At 51.9% G+C, this 17,678-nt stretch carries 17 protein-coding genes; 9 read left to right on the forward strand and 8 right to left on the reverse strand.

Features of this window, described 5'->3' with window-relative positions; translation table 11 throughout:
• Positions 1–2,076, forward strand: a complete 2,076-nt coding sequence (gene ptrB / locus M8Q36_RS16175; protein ID WP_249881552.1) for an oligopeptidase B — start codon at positions 1–3, stop codon at positions 2,074–2,076.
• Here the strand turns inward: ptrB and exoX are convergent.
• Together exoX and M8Q36_RS16185 are read right to left on the reverse strand one after the other, a co-directional pair.
• On the reverse strand, positions 2,058–2,720 hold the full coding sequence (gene exoX, locus M8Q36_RS16180; RefSeq protein ID WP_249881553.1) for an exodeoxyribonuclease X: 663 nt from the start codon (positions 2,718–2,720) through the stop codon (positions 2,058–2,060). The two genes, ptrB and exoX, sit on opposite strands and share 19 nt — an antisense overlap.
• Positions 2,721–2,731: 11 nt before the next feature.
• Positions 2,732–2,962 carry a DNA polymerase III subunit theta gene (locus M8Q36_RS16185; RefSeq protein WP_017456949.1) on the reverse strand — a complete coding sequence of 77 codons (231 nt, stop codon included), beginning with the start codon at positions 2,960–2,962 and terminating at the stop codon, positions 2,732–2,734.
• A gap of 137 nt (positions 2,963–3,099) precedes the next feature.
• Here M8Q36_RS16185 and yobA point away from each other — a divergent pair, with 137 nt between their 5' ends.
• The 4 genes from yobA to M8Q36_RS16205 all read left to right on the forward strand — a co-directional run bounded on the left by yobA (position 3,100) and on the right by M8Q36_RS16205 (position 5,979).
• Positions 3,100–3,474, forward strand: coding sequence for a CopC domain-containing protein YobA (yobA, locus tag M8Q36_RS16190; protein WP_249881555.1), 375 nt, complete (start codon positions 3,100–3,102; stop codon positions 3,472–3,474).
• A 3-nt stretch (positions 3,475–3,477) separates the two neighbouring features.
• On the forward strand, positions 3,478–4,347 hold the full coding sequence (gene copD, locus M8Q36_RS16195) for a copper homeostasis membrane protein CopD (protein ID WP_249881556.1): 870 nt from the start codon (positions 3,478–3,480) through the stop codon (positions 4,345–4,347).
• Positions 4,348–4,365: 18 nt separating this feature from the next.
• Positions 4,366–4,704 (forward strand): YebY family protein, encoded by a 339-nt coding sequence (locus tag M8Q36_RS16200; RefSeq protein WP_175274182.1) that lies wholly within the window; start codon positions 4,366–4,368, stop codon positions 4,702–4,704.
• 684 nt (positions 4,705–5,388) lie between these two features.
• Positions 5,389–5,979, forward strand: a complete 591-nt coding sequence (locus M8Q36_RS16205) for a hypothetical protein (protein ID WP_249881557.1) — start codon at positions 5,389–5,391, stop codon at positions 5,977–5,979.
• Between the two features lie 284 nt (positions 5,980–6,263).
• Here the strand turns inward: M8Q36_RS16205 and M8Q36_RS16210 are convergent, their stop codons facing one another.
• Entirely contained in the window at positions 6,264–7,211 is a 948-nt protein-coding gene (locus M8Q36_RS16210; protein ID WP_249881558.1) for a VirK/YbjX family protein, read from the reverse strand.
• A 176-nt stretch (positions 7,212–7,387) separates the two neighbouring features.
• Between M8Q36_RS16210 and pphA the strand changes: the two genes are divergently transcribed.
• Entirely contained in the window at positions 7,388–8,032 is a 645-nt protein-coding gene (gene pphA, locus M8Q36_RS16215; RefSeq protein WP_249882790.1) for a protein-serine/threonine phosphatase, read from the forward strand.
• On the opposite strand, the gene M8Q36_RS16220 is transcribed toward pphA, so the two are convergent.
• The 5 genes from M8Q36_RS16220 to yebS form a co-directional block, all read right to left on the reverse strand.
• The gene (locus tag M8Q36_RS16220; RefSeq protein ID WP_017456957.1) at positions 8,033–8,224 is read right to left on the reverse strand and encodes a YdfD/YebW family protein; all 192 of its coding nucleotides are present in this window, start codon (positions 8,222–8,224) and stop codon (positions 8,033–8,035) included.
• A 105-nt stretch (positions 8,225–8,329) separates the two neighbouring features.
• Positions 8,330–8,569: a YebV family protein gene (locus M8Q36_RS16225; RefSeq protein ID WP_017456958.1), complete on the reverse strand. Its 240-nt coding sequence runs from the start codon at positions 8,567–8,569 to the stop codon at positions 8,330–8,332.
• A gap of 116 nt (positions 8,570–8,685) precedes the next feature.
• The gene (gene rsmF / locus M8Q36_RS16230; RefSeq protein ID WP_502825475.1) at positions 8,686–10,125 is read right to left on the reverse strand and encodes a 16S rRNA (cytosine(1407)-C(5))-methyltransferase RsmF; all 1,440 of its coding nucleotides are present in this window, start codon (positions 10,123–10,125) and stop codon (positions 8,686–8,688) included.
• A gap of 78 nt (positions 10,126–10,203) precedes the next feature.
• Positions 10,204–12,837, reverse strand: a complete 2,634-nt coding sequence (locus tag M8Q36_RS16235) for a PqiB family protein (protein ID WP_249881560.1) — start codon at positions 12,835–12,837, stop codon at positions 10,204–10,206.
• On the reverse strand, positions 12,806–14,089 hold the full coding sequence (gene yebS, locus M8Q36_RS16240; RefSeq protein WP_249881561.1) for a membrane integrity lipid transport subunit YebS: 1,284 nt from the start codon (positions 14,087–14,089) through the stop codon (positions 12,806–12,808). The genes M8Q36_RS16235 and yebS overlap by 32 nt, the downstream gene beginning before the upstream one ends.
• A 132-nt stretch (positions 14,090–14,221) precedes the next feature.
• Here yebS and msrC point away from each other — a divergent pair, with 132 nt between their 5' ends.
• The 3 genes from msrC to prc all read left to right on the forward strand — a co-directional run bounded on the left by msrC (position 14,222) and on the right by prc (position 17,570).
• The gene (msrC, locus tag M8Q36_RS16245; RefSeq protein ID WP_249881562.1) at positions 14,222–14,719 is read left to right on the forward strand and encodes a free L-methionine (R)-S-oxide reductase MsrC; all 498 of its coding nucleotides are present in this window, start codon (positions 14,222–14,224) and stop codon (positions 14,717–14,719) included.
• A gap of 96 nt (positions 14,720–14,815) precedes the next feature.
• A complete protein-coding gene (gene proQ / locus M8Q36_RS16250; RefSeq protein ID WP_131409613.1) occupies positions 14,816–15,502 on the forward strand; it encodes an RNA chaperone ProQ in 687 nt (228 codons plus the stop codon).
• A gap of 19 nt (positions 15,503–15,521) precedes the next feature.
• Positions 15,522–17,570 (forward strand): carboxy terminal-processing peptidase, encoded by a 2,049-nt coding sequence (gene prc / locus M8Q36_RS16255; protein ID WP_249881563.1) that lies wholly within the window; start codon positions 15,522–15,524, stop codon positions 17,568–17,570.
• Positions 17,571–17,678: the final 108 nt, after the last annotated feature.

The following is a 17,678-nucleotide window of genomic DNA, read 5'->3' on the forward strand; positions in this document are numbered from 1 at the left end:
ATGTCGCCGAAAGCAAAAAAAATCCCGCACGCCATGACGATGCATGGTGATACGCGTATCGACAACTATTACTGGCTGCGAGACGATACGCGCTCGCAGTCAGATGTTCTGGATTATCTCCATCAGGAAAATGATTACGGGCGCGAAGTGATGGCCTCCCAGCAGGCGTTGCAGGACGACGTGCTCGCAGAAATTATCTCGCGAATACCGCAGCGCGAAGTCTCCGCGCCTTATATCAAAAACGGCTACCGTTACCGGCACATCTACGAGCCGGGAAGCGAGTATGCGATTTACCAACGTCAGTCGGTTCTCAGTTCCGAGTGGGATGAGTGGTCGGTGTTACTGGATGCCAACCAGCGTGCGTCACACAGTGAGTTCTACACTCTTGGCGGTATGGAAGTCTCGCCCGACAACACCATTATGGCGATTGCCGAAGATTATCTTTCCCGTAGGCAGTATGGTCTGCGTTTTCGCAATCTTGAGACGGGCAACTGGTATCCGGAAATGCTGGATAATGTCTCGCCGGAATTTGTCTGGGTTAACGATTCTGAAACGCTCTATTATGTGCGCAAACACGCCACTACATTACTGCCGTACCAGGTCTGGCGACACACCGTTGGCACGCCTTCGCAACAGGATGAACTGGTGTATGAAGAGCAGGACGAGACCTTTTATGTTGGCCTGAGTAAAACCACTTCCCAGCACTACATCACTATTCATCTCGCCAGCGCGACCACCAGTGAAGTGCTCCTGCTTGATGCTGAACTGCCGGATGCCCAACCGCTGCGTTTTCTGCCAAGGCGCAAAGATCACGAATATAGCCTTGATCACTACCAGCACACTTTTTACCTGCGATCCAATCGGGATGGTAAAAACTTCGGTCTGTATCGCACCAAAGTGCGTGATGAACGGCGCTGGGAAGTGCTGATCCCGGCGCGCGAACAGGTGATGCTTGAAGGATTTACGTTGTTTACTGATTGGCTGGTTGTGGAAGAACGCCAGCGCGGCCTGACCAGTTTGCGCCAGATTAACCGCAAAACCCGGGAAGTTATCGGTATCGCGTTTGATGATCCCGCCTATGTCACCTGGCTTGCTTACAACCCGGAACCGGAAACATCACGCCTGCGTTATGGCTACTCATCCATGACCATGCCAGATACGTTGTTTGAACTGGATATGGATACCGGAGAACGGCGTGTTCTGAAACAAATGGAAGTGGCGGGGTTTGATTCCAGCGATTATCGCAGCGAGCACCTGTGGATCCACGCCAGAGATGGCGTCGAAGTGCCAGTGTCGCTGGTTTATAACCATAAACATTTCCGCAAAGGAGAGAATCCGTTACTGGTTTATGGTTATGGTTCTTACGGCGCCAGTATGGATGCTGATTTTAGCAGCAGCCGGTTAAGCTTGCTGGATCGAGGGTTTGTCTGCGCCATCGCGCATATTCGCGGTGGCGGTGAATTGGGCCATTCATGGTATGAGGACGGGAAGTTCCTCAACAAAAAAAACAGCTTTAATGATTTTATCGATGTCACCGACAGCTTGCTGGCGCAGGGCTATGGCTCGCCCCTGTTTTGCTACGGCATGGGGGGCAGTGCAGGTGGATTACTGATGGGCGCAGTAATCAACCAACGTCCATCGCTGTTCCACGGCGTCATTGCCCAGGTGCCGTTTGTCGATGCCCTGACCACCATGCTTGATGAGTCAATCCCGTTGACCACCGGGGAGTTTGAAGAGTGGGGCAATCCGCAGGACGAAACCTATTATCACTACATTAAAAGCTATAGCCCGTATGACAACATTGCGGCGCACGCCTATCCGCATATGCTGGTAACAACCGGTCTTCACGATTCGCAGGTGCAATACTGGGAACCCGCAAAATGGGTTGCGAAACTGCGTGAATATAAAACCGATGATAATTTGCTGTTGCTGTGCACGGACATGGATTCCGGGCACGGTGGAAAGTCCGGCCGGTTTAAATCCTACGAAGGTGTTGCGCTGGAATATGCGTTCTTAATCGCCCTGGCGCAGGGAACATTGCCCGGAAAAGGGAACGGTTACTCTTCGCCGAGGTAGTGTTTTAAGGTTAATCGCAGCTCCGGGCTCATGCGCTCCAGGTTGTTAAACAGCCAGCGCAGGTAGCCCGGATCGCGATCGGCAATTTCAGAGACGGCTTTCCCCCGGTATTTACCAAACGTAAATGTCGTCAGCAAAGCAGGGCGTCCGGTTACCATGGCCATTTGATCGGGTGTCCAGCCGGACACCTGCATAATATCGATCAGCAGTGCAGCGGTGATGTAGCAATCATATAACGCGCGGTGGTGATGCAACCCCGCAGGTGTCTGAACACTGAGCTTGCGGGATTTATACAGCGCCATATTGCTGTATTTGATACCGGGCCACAGGCGGCGCGCCAGTTTCATGGTACAAATCCACTCCCCTGGCATTTCAGGCAGCACCCGGCGATCAAAACTGGCGTTGTGCGCCACATACCAGTTGCTCCCGTAATAGAGCGGTACGATCTCCTCAATCCACGGCTGATGAGCGACCATCGCTTCGGTGATGTGGTGTATCGCCATGGCCTGCGGACTGATTGGTCTGTCCGGACGCACCAGATGGCTCATGGGATTGACAATCTGCCCGTCGACGACATCAACGGAGGCAATTTCAACAATGCCTCCCTGTAAATCGCAGGTTTCGGTATCGATAACGCGTAACATGCCTTGCTCCATTATTTCACTTTGGGCTCGTAAGGCAGGCGGGAGAGCGACACAGAGGCCAGACGGTGGGCTATCAACCGCTCTCTAAACCAGTTTCGCAGATGTTCCGGCTGCTCGCGTTCAACGGCTTCGGCAATCACTGGCATGTTGTAACGCTCTTTAAATGCGACACCCGCCGCAGCAAGGTCAACGTTGACCTTGTCCATCTCTTGTTGTTCGAGCTGCGCAAGATTGGTAATCATGATGTTCTCCTGGGTTCACGCGGCAAAAGTTACTAAGCCTGTCGTAGAAAGACAAGCGCGCCGCCGATGATACTCGACGCGATTATTGTACAGCGTTATTCTTTGTGCCATATGCATAACTAAAAGGAATGAACAATATGCCTGCTGTAATCTCTCGCCACTGGCGAGCCATCGCATTGATAGTCAGCCTGTTCGCTACGCCTGCTGTTCTGGCGCATGCCCATCTTAAAGGGCAGTATCCTGCCGCCAACGCCGCTGTTACCGCCGCACCACAAGCATTAACGCTGAATTTTTCTGAAGGCATTGAGCCTAAATTTAGCGGTATCGCAGTGACCAACGCACAGCAGCAAATTATCAAGACTGGCGCGGTAAAGCGCAATGAGAATGACAACAAGCAGATGATTGTTCCGCTGGAAGAGCCGCTATCGCCGGGCAACTATACCGTTAACTGGCATGTCGTTTCAGTTGACGGGCACAAAACCAGTGGCCAGTACGCATTTTCTGTGAAGTGACTGATGTTAGCTGCAGTGTTGGTTGGACTGCGTTTTGTGCATTTTGCGGCCCTGATGTTGGTATTTGGCTGCACGTTATTTAGCGTGTGGTTCGCGCCGGGTAGCCTGCAACGCCTTCTCGCGCAACGCTTTCTTTTTTGGCAACGGGGCTGTTTATGGCTTGCCGCAGTCAGTGCAGCTGCGATGTTTGCCGTGCAGGGCGGTGTAATGGGCGATGGCTGGCCTGATGTAGTGCGTACTGAAATCTGGCTGGCGGTTGCTGGCACGCAAACCGGAGCCGTGCTGGCGTGGCAAGTTGTTGCTGCGTGTCTGGCGCTTGTTGTCGTGCTTATGCAACCGCTACAGCAACGTAAAATAGTGCTACTTGTGATCCTGCAGTTTGTGCTGGCCGCCGGAACAGGGCATGCCGCGATGCGGGAAGGCGCGATGGGTGTTGTGCAGCGGGGTAATCATGCCTTGCATTTATTATGTGCCGCGATGTGGCTGGGCGGGTTGTTGCCAGTATTATTCTGCATGAAACTGGCTCACGGTCCCTGGCGTGCAGCGGCAATTGCCGCCATGATGCGCTTTTCCTGGTTCGGTCATTTCGCCGTTGCAGGGGTGATCCTCACTGGCGTTATCAATACACTCTTAATCCAGGGTTGGGTCTGGCCATGGCAGAGCCTCTGGGGTCAGGGGTTATTGTTGAAATGTGCGCTTGTGGCGCTGATGGTAGTAATTGCTGTGATGAATCGGTATGTTCTGGTGCCGCGGCTGAATCTGCAAAGCGACACCGCGCGGCAACGTTTTATCGCGTTGACCTGGGCCGAAGTCGGGCTGGGCGCACTGGTGCTGGCAGCGGTAAGTTTGTTTGCAACATGGGAACCTTTTTGAATGAACCTGGCGGGAAAAATGAAGAAGAGTTTATTAGTTCTGGTAATGCTGGCATGTTCAGGTACGGCACTGGCTTCGCCGCAGGTCATTACGGTAAGCCGCTTTGAGATTGGCAAAGACAAATGGGCATTTAACCGTGAGGAAGTCATGCTGACGTGCCGGCCAGGCCATGCATTGTATGCCATCAACCCCAGCACGCTAGTGCAATACCCGTTGAATGACATTGCTGAAAAAGAAGTTGCCAGCGGTAAGACCATTGCTCAGCCGATTAGCATCATCCAGATCGATAATCCTGCCAATCCTGGCGAAAAGATGAGTCTTGCGCCTTTTATTACGCGAGCTGAGACGCTTTGTTAAAATCCAGCGATAATCCGCTGATCTACAATAAAAAACCGCAAGCCTGAGTAAACACGCCTTGCGGTTTTTTGCATTTCATAAGCGTGACGGTAACCTGATTTTTCTGACCACTTTTGTCGCGGACTGGAAAACCTGACGCCGTCATCTATTCTTAAAGGGCAAGGCGACTTAGCCTGCATTAATGCCAACTTTTAGCGCACGGCTCTCTCCCAAGAGCCATTTCCCTGGACCGAATACAGGAATCGTGTTCGGTCTTTTTTTATCTCTACGTTATGCAGGTTTCTTTATCTCGTCCTGAAAATTCCCAAAACCATACATCGCCACAAACCATAACATATTCTGCACCGCGTGCGTCCAGGTATTTTTTTGTGATTGCGATGTTTTTATGACCTGAACAGTGAGTCCGCCCTGTGCTGCATCAGATAACCTGCCAGCAAGCCAGGGTAAACCGTCAGGTGCCCCGGACTTACGGTTTTTCGAGGCACAGAAGAAAAAGTACCTGCTCTGTAGGAGCTCTGGCCGGGGATCCATTGATAGTTTCACTTGGTGTACTTTAGTTTTAACGAAAGTTTTGACCTGCTTGCTTTGGTTCGGGAATAAGATGCACTTCCCGGACATCATCACATCACTGATGTACTGGCAGCCCGCTAAGTCAAAGTGAATACTGTTCGCAGAACTCATCGCATGAGGCTGCAGCGTGCAGAGCAAAGTTATAAAAAAACCTCAATATCACGACGATATAACCGACAAGATGATCCGGCTTTTCAAGGGAATGCACATATTATGAGAATAAAGATGTTATTAGTAATGTTATTCGCTTCCGTGGTGCAGATGGCTCATGGTCAGGGCGATATACAGCGCAATGAGCTGGAGCAGGCTGTTATCGATTTTTTTAAGAACAGTGAACTGGTCCCGGGAGGGTGCCAGTCCGTAAAGGAAATTCTGGCAAAAGACCCAAACAATCAACAGTCAAAGGAAATGTTGATAGGGTTTTGTGATAACAATATTGCTTTTACAAAGCCAGTATCTTTCTCTGAAATTTCACAACATGAATATGCGGGAGATGCTTATATCTGCGGTGCCATCTCAGGAGAGACTGAACTTGACCATCGAATGGGTATCCGATTTATTACCGCAGAACCCAATCATTTCGTTATCGGTTTCAAGTTCTCGCGGCGACCGATTGTCTATATTGCTAAAAACCCGTTTATGTCTGGAGAATACCGTCGGGAGATTGATTCATTTAATAAACTCAATAGCGAGGTTTGCCTTTAGGCCTGAGAGTATTAAAGCTCAATAAGCACCAGATTCTCTGCGCGTATCTTGTATCCTGCACGGCGATTTGTCGCGGCTCAGAAATATTCCACGGTGTTTCCGGCAATGCTAAACAACGTACAGTTGGGCTGACTTCCCGGTAAGTGGAAGGCCAGCAGCAAAAGCATCAGGAAAGTGCTTCTTGCACTCTGAGGATTTGATTTAGAAAAACGCCAGAATTGGCACTAACGAATATCAACCGTCCAGCAAACCAGGATAGCTGGACGGTGTACAGATTAACGCTGTTATGCTGAAAATAAGTTGTTAATTTTTACAATCACATCGTCCAGTAATTCGAAACGGCGGCGATACTCAGCTCGTTTTTTACTGGCTATCGCTTCCAGCGGTTTACGTGCGAATTGCACCGGCAAACGCCAGCGCCATGCGCTCTCTTTTTCGCCTTCAATTGACGCCCAAAATTCATCATAGCTGGCGTGGAAATGACGGCCTTTGCTCAGGCGATAACGTAACGCACGGAAGACGTGCCCGTTATCACTGACGCCATACATTGCCGAAACGCCAGTAAGCTGGGAAATCTGACTTAAGACTTCAAGCAACATCTTTTTGGGGAAGATGCCGTGGCAGGCGCGGGTGGCAACTTTAATCACTTCATGGCTCACGCTTCGGCGTGGGCCTTGTAAACCACCAATCACCAGCGCGCGATGGCCTTCTTCACCAACCACACTAAAGGTCACGCTTGCCAGCAAAGTCTGCTCGCCATCATACATCCACAGGGTGGTTTCTCCCTCACGCTCAGCTTTGCTGGCGCAAGAGGCATAGACGCTAAAACGCGCATCGTCTTTGCCGGTAAATTCAATTATCTGCACCGGTACGGGTGAACTCAGCGCTTCAGCCAGTTTCGGTGAGACTTTTTCATCAAGCCAGGCGTAGTGGCTGATGATGGCATCCGCACGTTGTGAAGCATTTAACCCGAGCGTTAAATATTGGCGATGCGATTTGCTCGGCAGCGTTATTTGCGCGTCAAGTAAGCGGCTAAAATCCGGGCGCTGCGAAAGTGCGGTAAGCATCCGGTTTGTGGAAGACCAGAACAGCAGCGAACGTAACAAAAACTTTATGCGGTAATTACGTTTTTTCCAGATGGGGCCTGGCACAAGACGTCCGCTTACCAGGTCGGAAATAATATGCGCATTATGATTTGAGTTAAGTTCTGTTTGCAGGCTGGGATTTGACACGGAGAAAGACCTCTAAAAGTTCAGCGCTTAGTTTAGAGGCCAGGGAAATACAAATTAACCTTGCTGCCAGCTTTATTTCCGTTCTGTTTAAGTTCTATTTAGAAATAGAGGCAAAACTGATTCTCTTCGCTTCGTGCAGGATTTTCCTATACTGGTGAGACAGGGGGGGAATGAATATGTATCAGCGTATTGACGGCATTCACTGGCGGCATATTTGGATTGTTGGCGATCTTCACGGCTGCCACCAGCGCTTAATGCAAGCCTTACGGGAACGTCACTTTGACCCCTATCAGGATTTACTCATCTGCGTCGGGGATTTAATCGATCGCGGCCCGCAGAGCCTGCAATGTCTTGAATTACTAAATAAACCCTGGTTTCGAACCGTGCGCGGTAATCATGAGCAGATGGCTATCGACGCGCTGCGTTACGGCGAGATGGCGATGTGGCAGCTTAATGGCGGCACCTGGTTTAGCGCGCTTGACGAAGCGCAGCAGCAACAGGCGCTCGAAGCACTGCGTGCTTGCGCTGAATTGCCATACATTTTGGAATTGCGCTGCAAGGGAGAGGTGAATGTGATTGCCCATGCAGACTACCCCGAACAGGAGTATCTGTGGGAGCAGGAGGTGGATAGCGAATCCGTGCTCTGGCGGCGCGACCGGCTTAACCAGCTGCTGGCAGGTAAAGGAAATCGTATCGCGGGGGCCGATCATTTCTGGTTTGGTCATACCCCTCTTAAGCAGCGTTTTGATGGACACAATCAGCACTATATCGATACCGGGGCGGTTTTTGGCGGCGAACTGACGCTGGTACAGGTTCAGTGATCAGAAATCGCTGAACTCGTTAGCAGGATGCCAGAAACCATCGATAAACTCTTCTACAGGAAAACAGCCGCCGTGGCGCATCCGCTGATCGTTCATTGCGATGAGACACTGCTGTTCCGTGTTATAGACATCGACCACGATGTCATCACATCCACCGTCCAGGTAGCAAACAAATAAAACCAGAGCGAACATTCCATCCTCGGCGCTGTATAACGTAACGATAAGTGTAGGGGATGAATGAGGGCAGGGGAAATCAGGCAGGTAAATAACCCGTCTTGTGGACGGGTTCCCTTTGGGTCAGGCAAGACGCATAACCCAGGTATCAGATTTCTGATCGTAATGTTCGCGATAAAGCACCGAGTGTTCGCCATTCAGGATCGCGGGAATGCTGGTGTCCGCGTCCCAGGCATCAAGCTGCATACATAAATCCGGGTCAGAACTGCAGGGAATGCGTAACGTTCGCTCGCCCTGATTATCACCCTGCAACTCGGCATCATCGATTTCAAATGCGCCAATACGCACGCTGGTTTTCGTCATAATGCTCTCCGTTGATCGTCAAAAAATGTGGTATGACCAGTAAGATCACCCACATTTCAGCCTGGTACAACACTGAGCAAGTCGCCAGTCAAAAAATGCGTTTTTTTAGCGCACCGTCACGCATTACCGGCGAATAAACGCCCATCACGTACCAGTTCACGGGGATAACTGTTTTTCAGACGCGAACCAATTTTTTTGGCAAGCCCCAGCGGCTGGCCCTGGAAGGTGACAATCACTTCATCACGTGTGGGGGGATTTTGCGGGTAAATATCGCGCCCGCGATACCACTCTTCAGCCTCGGCGAGCGTCAGCGCAAACGCCAGCGGATTATTAAGACTGGCGAGAGCAATAACGGCTTCATGTTGCCAGCGATACCCTTTGTTATACGTCTCAGCAAGACGAATACCGATACGCGAAAAACGGACTTTACCCATCAATGGCTCGATCTGTGCCGGAAACAGCCAAAGCTCTTTATCCCGCTGCCATAAATGCAGCTCGTCGCTCCAGTGAAGGCCAACTTGCGCAGCAGCCGTTACTACATGGGCTGCGTCTTTGGGTTTCAGAGGGGTAAAGGGGAAATTACCAACCTTGTAAGTCGGCGCGGGCATCGGCGCTATCGCGGCGGTTTTACGCAGGCGCGCGACGAAAAAACCTTCGCAGTCGTAAATCTGTGGGAACACATGCAGAAAACCTTCTGCGGTCAGCGCCTGGTGTGCCTGCGGGAACAATTCACCAAGTGGCAGAAATTCCACGGCATCCGGGTATTGCCCCTGCAGCCAGTGACAGATCGCTTCGTTTTCGTCACGATTAAGGGTGCAGGTTGAGTAGACCAGGGTTCCCCCGGGTTTTAAGGCGTGGAATGCGCTGTCGATCAACTCGCGCTGGGTGGCGGCAATCTCAAGGTTACTGGCAACAGACCAGTTTTTTAGCGCGTCAGCATCTTTACGCACCACGCCTTCGCCTGAGCAGGGCGCATCAAGCAAAACGGCATCGAACATTTCTGGTAATGCCGGACCGAATACGCGTCCGTCAAAATGGGTCAGCGCCACGTTGCTGATGCCGTTGCGACTGATGTTGGCATGCAATACTTTTACACGACTGGCGGAAAACTCATTTGCGAGGATCGCGCCAGTGTTGCCCATCCGTGCGGCAATCTGTGTTGTTTTAGAGCCGGGCGCTGCAGCGACATCCATCACCCGCTGCGGCATTTCCCCGTCGGCAAACAGCGCCGCGACGGGCAACATGGAACTGGCTTCCTGAATATAAAACAGGCCGCTCAGGTGCTCTGCGGTGCTACCCAGTGGCAATGCGTCTTCATCGTCGCGATCGATCCAGAAACCTTCCGCACACCACGGCACTGGCGTTAATTGCCAGCCATAAGGCGCGACCAGTTGCAGAAAGTCATCAACGGAAATTTTCAGCGTATTGACGCGAATACTGCGCCGCAGCGGACGTTGACAGGCAGCGATAAATTCATCGAAAGAGAGATGTTCCGGCATGGCTTGACGCATTTGCGCCAGAAATTCATCCGGAAGATAGACAGCGTTTTGAGCCACGAGGCGTACCACAGGAGTAAAAACAGGCGCGCAGTGTAACATAAAGGCTCCGGCGCAAGCACGCCGGAGCCTGCAGGCTTAACGCGGCAGGGCGGTGCCCCACTGGCGCCACTCTTTGGGTTCGCTCTCAAGCAGCAGGAAGTGTTTACCCGGTTGCGCTTTCGGTGCCAGCGGTGTTTCCGGCGGTGTAGCGAAGGCGATACCACCGCGAATGAACTGGTTGAAAGTCCCAGTTTTCACCACGCCGCCGACCAGACCAAAGTCCAGCGAGTAGCCGGAAGCGAGCCAGAACACCGAATTATTCCGTACCAGATGCTGATAGCGCTTACTGATCCGCATGCCAATCATCACGCGATCGGAGAGCGTTCCCAGCATCATGCCGGTCACGGTGCCAACTTCGATACCGCGGAATAACACCGGAGTGCCGATGTTGATCGAACCCGCTTCCGGCGCTTCGACGACGATATTCAGGCCATCAAGGTAGCGGGAATCCGTAATGGTGGCTTCTGAAATTTCAAAGTCGCGCCGCGCGTCTCCACGGCCTGGTTCCACATTAATATAGGGCTGCAACAAGGTATCGAGATGTTCGACGCCCGCAGCGGATATTTGCGGGGTGATTACAGAGAAGCGAGACCCGGCGCGGGCAAAGGTCTGAACGTATTCCGGATACAGTACCGCGCTGGCCTGGACTTCGTTCTTATCGGTAATCAGTTGCAGATCCTGAATCTGCCCAATATCAATTCCCAGATAACGAATAGGCATGCCCGCTGCCAGTTTTCCGGCGTCGAATGCATGTAACGTAATCTGCCCGCCGACCGCGCGCGCCGCGGTTTCCGAAGCGTAAAGCACGCGTTTATCGCCTTTGCGCACACGGCCACTGGCGCCGCTAAGGTTATCGAAACTGATAGCACCTTTTATGGCGCGCGAGAGCGGAGCGGCCTGTACGGTGAGACCGCTACCGTTCAGTTGTACTTTCGCACCACCTTCAGCCCAGAAAACGCTATTGCTGGTCAATAAGTTGCGGTATTCCGGTTTGATATGCAGCTCAATATCAAAAGCATTGGCGTGCGGACGCACGGTAATCACTTCGCCGACTTCAAACTTGCGGTACAGCACCACCGAACCGGCTTGCACGTCTGGCAGCGTATCTGCCGTAAGCGTCAGCGTGGTAGTTGGCAGGTCGCTCAGGCTGTTTTCGAGGGCCTTATCAAGATTGGCGAACAGAGGGTAGCTGTTTTTCATCTCGCCTTTGGCACCTGGCAGAATGCGAATGCCGCCGCTGAGCCACTCGTTAGCGCTGGCGGCGAGGAACTCAACGCCATCCAGCCCAACTTTGACATCAACACGACTGTTGACGACGAACTTACTGTCGCCGTGCACTAAATCGCGATACTGCGGATCAATAGCGACGGCAAACGTAACGCCCTGGTTCGTCAGGTTGCGCTCCAGCACCTGGCCGACCTGTACGCCGTGGAGCACCAGCGGTTGTCCGGCGTCAATACCATAACTTTCCGGTGCGGTGAGCGTCAGGGTTACAACGCCGGGTTCCTGCAACAAGTTCTTGTCCGCCGGCAGGACAACAAACTGATTACGCGGTTGACCTTCACCCGGCACCAGTTCCAGCGTGCTACCGGTCAGCAGGGAGCTGAGATTGGTATTACTCAGGGAGATTTTTGGATTGTGCATTTCGATGCGCGTGTTATCGCGCAACAGGTTCACCACACTCGGATCAACCGTTAATTCGCCGCTGACAGCGCCGCCAGGGTTGAGATCGATTTTCGTCAGTTGGCCCACTTCCAGCCCCTGATACATCAGCGGTGTGGAACCGGCTTTTAATCCCTGACCACCAGGCAAATCGAGTTTCACCAGCACGCCGCGCTGGCTGTGCGCCAGATCTTCATATAAGCCATATTCGTCGTCCTGGGCGGCGGGTTGCGAGGCGTCGGGGGAGTCAAACGCGATGGCGCCGTTGACCAGCGCAGCCAGACTTTCAAGTTCGACTTTGGCACCGCTCAAGCCGACATCGGCTTTCACACCGGAAACGTTCCAGAAACGGCTGCCTTTTTTCACCAGGTTGGTAAAACGGCGCTCGATCAGCACATCAATGGTCACGCCCTGTTTATTGGCGTTGATCGCATAGTCGTATACGCGACCGACCGGGATTTTACGAAAATAGACCAGCGAGCCGCTGTTCAGCGCGCCTAAGTCCGGAGCATGAAGGTGGATCATTAATTCGCCGTTGTTCAGGCGATATTTCGGTTGCGTATCCAGCGCGGTGAAGTGCTCCTGCGGTTCGCCTTTGCCTGGCATCATGCCAATATAGTTACCGCCCACCAGCGCATCGAGCCCTGAAACGCCCGCCAGCGACGCTTTCGGTGTAACCAGCCAGAACTGCGTTTCACTGCGCAGTGCATCTTTCATATTGGATTTGATGCTGGCGCGGACTTCGATTTTTTTCAGATCTTCACTCAGGCGGATGTCCTGCACCGTGCCAACTTCAACGCCCTGATAGCGAACAGGGGTGCGCCCTGCAACAATGCCATCGGCGGACATAAAATCAATCGTGATGGTGTTGCCACGATCTTCATAACTGCTCCAGATAAGCCAGCCCGCAATGAGCAGGGCGATGACCGGGAGCAACCAGAAAGGCGAAATGCGCCGTTTTGTTTTAATACGCGCTTCAGTCGGCGAAGCGGGGGTTTCCTGACTCATGTGCATCCCAAAGTAAGCGGCTGTCCAGCCATTCCACAGCAAGAATAGTCAAAATTACCGCTGCACCGAAATAAAACGCAGCGGGTCCCATAGTAAAAGCGAGGAGTTGGTCGCGGTTAATCAGTGACATCATTAATGAAATGACAAACAGATCGAGCATCGACCAACGCCCAATCCAGGTCACAAAGCGCAAAAGTAAAATACGAGTGCGTAACCCCTGTTCAAATTTGAAATGGATGCTAAGCAGCAGTGTAAACAGCACGATCACTTTGGTAAACGGCACCAGAATACTGGCAATAAACACCACACCCGCCACGGCAACATTGCTGTGCGCCAGCGAAATAATCCCCGACATAATCGTGTCTTCTTGTCGCGTGCCGTTGACATAAATAACGGAGATCGGCAGCAGGTTCGCCGGGAACAGAAAGATCAACGAGGCGATAAGTGACGCCCAACATTTCTGCAAACTCTGTTTACGGCGATGCGTTAACGGAATATGGCAGCGTGGGCAGCGGCCGCGAACGTCTGGAAAACCGGTAAAATGGCAGCCCAGACAAACCTGCAATTTGGCATCGGGGCGTTTTGCCGGGCGTTGCGGATAAAAGCGCTCCCACAGCTGTTCAACGTTCAAATGGATGAGCGTCATTACGCTTAAAATCACGAGCGCGCCAAATGCAAACAACCCGATACCAGGTTGTAGGTAGGCGTAGTCCTGCACTTTAATCGAGGCGACGCCTACGCCAACCAGATAGATATCCAGCATCACCCACTCTTTTAGTTTTTCCAGCATTAACAACACCGGGCGCAGGTTCATGCCGAGGATATTGCCAAGCCATAAATAGGCGATAGCTGTAACCAGCACCAGCGGCGCGCCAACCGTACAAAACAGCACCATCGCGCCGGTTATCGGCGAGCCTTGGGCGGTCATTTGCCAGATACCCTGCAACAAATTGGCGTCAATACGTACACCGAGCAAATAGAGATGCAGCAGCGGTTCACCCCAGGCGAAGGGCATCAAGAGGATCATGGTCACCGCCATCGCACCGAGGCGCGTTAACGACCAGTCCCGTCCGTCACGGACTTTCGCATCACAACTGGGGCAAAATGCGCTTTGGTGCGATTTCATAACCGGTAACGCAAAAAGCGTATCGCACTGGGGACAGCGCTGGTAATGTGCGCGTGGCAGCGCTTCGCCCACGCGATGAACGGCGATTTTTTTCCCCGGCGTAATTTGTTGTATCTTTAGTGCCATTGCGGGTATCAGAAAATGTTTAGATGCATCTATCTTAACTCATGAATGGAACATCTTGAGCATCAACGCATTTAATGCTTATTTTAATAGGCTAAGCAGTTTTTCGAAGTAAGACACCAAAGTGGTTGGATAATGAACAAAACAGAATTTTACGCGGATTTAAACCGCGATTTTCAGGCGTTAATGGCAGGTGAAACCAGTTTTTTAGCGACGCTCGCGAATACCAGCGCGCTGTTATTTGAACGCCTTGATGGGGTGAACTGGGCCGGCTTTTATCTTCTGGAAGCGGATACGCTTGTGTTAGGGCCGTTCCAGGGCAAAATTGCCTGTGTGCGCATTCCGGTTGGGCGCGGAGTTTGCGGCACTGCGGTTGCGCAAAATCGCGTACAGCGTGTGGAAGATGTGCATCAGTTCGATGGTCATATCGCCTGTGATGCGGCAAGTAATTCTGAAATCGTACTGCCGGTAACGGTAAATAAACAGATTATTGGCGTGTTGGATATCGACAGCGTCGTCTTTTCTCGCTTCACCGCCGAGGATGAACAGGGGCTGCGCGAACTGGTTTCGCATCTTGAAAACGTTCTTGCGGCGACCGATTATCAAAAAATCTTTGCACCCGTCGCAGGATAATCAACGGATAACGTAGCATTTACCGATAGCGTCATTATAATGACGCCTGTTCATGCCTGCGCTTGTTGGCAACGTCCGTTGTAATCAGGAAATTTCATGGAAAATCAACCTAAGTTGAATAGCAGTAAAGAAGTTATCGCTTTTTTGGCCGAACGTTTCCCTCACTGTTTCAGTGCTGAAGGCGAAGCACGCCCCCTGAAAATCGGTATTTTTCAGGATCTCGTCGAGCGTGTTGAGGGTGAGATGAATCTCAGCAAAACCCAACTTCGTTCCGCTTTACGTCTTTATACTTCAAGCTGGCGTTACCTGTACGGTATCAAAGCTGGTGCGGCGCGTGTGGATCTCGATGGCAACGCTTGTGGCGTGCTGGATGAGCAACACGTAGAACATGCCCGCAAACAGCTTGAAGAAGCCAAAGCGCGCGTTCAGGCACAACGTGCTGAACAGCAAGCTAAAAAACGAGAAGCCGCTGCTGCCGCAGGTCAAGAAGAGGCGCCGCGCCGTGAGCGTAAAGCCCGCCCGGCTCCGCGTCGTAAAGAGGGTGCTGAACGCAAACCTCGTACTGACAAACCTGTCGCGAAAACCCAGCGTGCACCTCAGCAGGAAGAGCGCCATACACCAGTTTCAGATTTATCTGTGCTGAGCGTTGGTCAAAACCTGAAGGTGAAAGCAGGAAACAATGCGATGGACGCCACGGTGCTGGAAATCACGAAAGATGGCGTTCGCGTACAGCTTAGCTCGGGTATGTCGATGATTGTACGCGCAGAACATTTAATGTTCTGAAACGGAGGCCTGGCCTGGCATGAACACTTTGTTTAAGCGCACAGTATTGGCTGGTCTGTTATTCGTAACAGGCCACGCTCTGGCTGTGGAAGATATTACCCGTGCCGATCAAATTCCGGTATTAAAGGAAGAGACCCAGCACGCGACGGTGAGCGAACGCGTAACCTCGCGTTTTACCCGCTCTCACTACCGTCAGTTTGATTTAGACGCCGCTTTTTCGGCGAAGATTTTCAATCGCTATCTCAATCTGCTCGACTACAGCCACAATGTGCTGTTGGCGAGCGATGTCGAACAGTTCTCCCAGAAAAAAAGCCTGATTGGCGACGAGCTACGCACTGGTAAGCTGGACGTATTTTACGACTTGTACAACCTTGCGCAGAAGCGTCGTTTTGAGCGCTACCAGTACGCGCTGAAAGTGCTTGAGCGCCCGATGGATTTTTCCGGTAATGACACCTTTAATCTTGACCGTAGCAAAGCGCCATGGCCGAAAGATGAAGCGGAACTGAACGCGCTCTGGGACAGCAAAGTTAAGTACGATGAACTCAGCCTGAAGCTGACCGGGAAAGACGAGAAAGAGATCCGCGAAACGCTGACGCGTCGTTATAAGTTTGCGATTCGCCGTTTGGCGCAAACCAATAGCGAAGACGTGTTTTCGTTAGCCATGACCTCTTTTGCGCGCGAAATTGACCCGCACACCAACTACCTCTCTCCGCGTAATACCGAACAATTTAATACCGAGATGAGTCTGTCTCTTGAGGGGATTGGCGCGGTGTTGCAGGGAGATGACGATTATACCGTGATCAACTCTATGGTCGCGGGTGGCCCGGCGGCGAAAAGCAAAGCCATCAGCGTTGGCGATCGTATCGTTGGCGTTGGGCAAACCGGTCAGAACATGGTTGATGTTATCGGCTGGCGTCTTGACGATGTGGTTGCGCTGATTAAAGGACCAAAAGGCAGTAAAGTGCGCCTCGAAATCCTGCCGGCGGGTAAGGGCACCAAAACACGCATTGTTACCCTGACGCGTGAACGGATTCGCCTCGAAGACCGCGCGGTGAAAATGTCAGTGAAGAGCGTCGGTAAAGAAAAAGTTGGCGTTCTCGACATCCCTGGCTTCTACGTTGGTCTGACTGACGATGTCAAAGTCCAGTTGCAAAAACTTGAAAAACAAAACGTTAGCAGCGTGGTTATAGACCTGCGTACTAACGGTGGCGGCGCGTTGACAGAAGCGGTATCGCTCTCCGGTCTGTTTATTCCGTCCGGCCCGGTGGTACAGGTACGTGATAACAACGGTAAAGTGCGTGAAGACAGCGATACCGATGGCGTGGTCTATTATAAAGGCCCGCTGGTGGTGCTGGTTGACCGCTTTAGTGCCTCTGCATCAGAAATCTTTGCGGCTGCAATGCAGGACTATGGTCGTGCGCTGATCGTTGGCGAACCGACGTTCGGTAAAGGCACTGTTCAGCAATATCGCTCGCTCAACCGTATTTACGATCAGATGCTTCGTCCTGAGTGGCCGGCGCTGGGATCGGTTCAGTACACCATCCAGAAATTCTATCGTGTTAACGGTGGGAGCACGCAGCGCAAAGGCGTAACGCCGGACATTATTATGCCGACGGGAACACAGGTTACTGAAACGGGTGAAAAATTTGAAGACAACGCATTGCCGTGGGACAGCATAAACGCGGCTACGTTCGTGAAGTCTGGCGATTTAAAACCGTTTGGCGCGGAGCTGCTCAAAGATCATGAGGAACGGATCGCCAAAGATCCTGAGTTCCAGTACATCATGAAAGACATTGCGCGTTTCGATGCGTTGAAAGATAAACGTAACATCGTTTCTCTTAACCTGGCGCAGCGTGAGAAAGAGAATGCGGAAGATGATGCCATTCGTCTCTCTCGTCTCAACGATCGCTTCAAACGCGAAGGCAAACCGTTACTGAAAAAACTGGATGATTTGCCAAAGGACTATCAGGAGCCTGATCCGTATCTCGATGAAACGGTTCATATTGCCCTGGATCTGGCGCATCTGGAAAAAGATCAACCAGCGGAACAGCCCGCTCCCGCCAAGTAAAATAAAACAGGCACAAGAAATTGTGCCTGTTTTTTTTAACAACTCCTCTCTGGCGTAAGCAATGTACTACAAAATGTAAAGTTGTGTTTTTCTCGTGACTTACGCCGC

Source organism: Kosakonia sp. R1.Fl (genome assembly GCF_023516815.1).
Taxonomy (GTDB): domain Bacteria; phylum Pseudomonadota; class Gammaproteobacteria; order Enterobacterales; family Enterobacteriaceae; genus Kosakonia.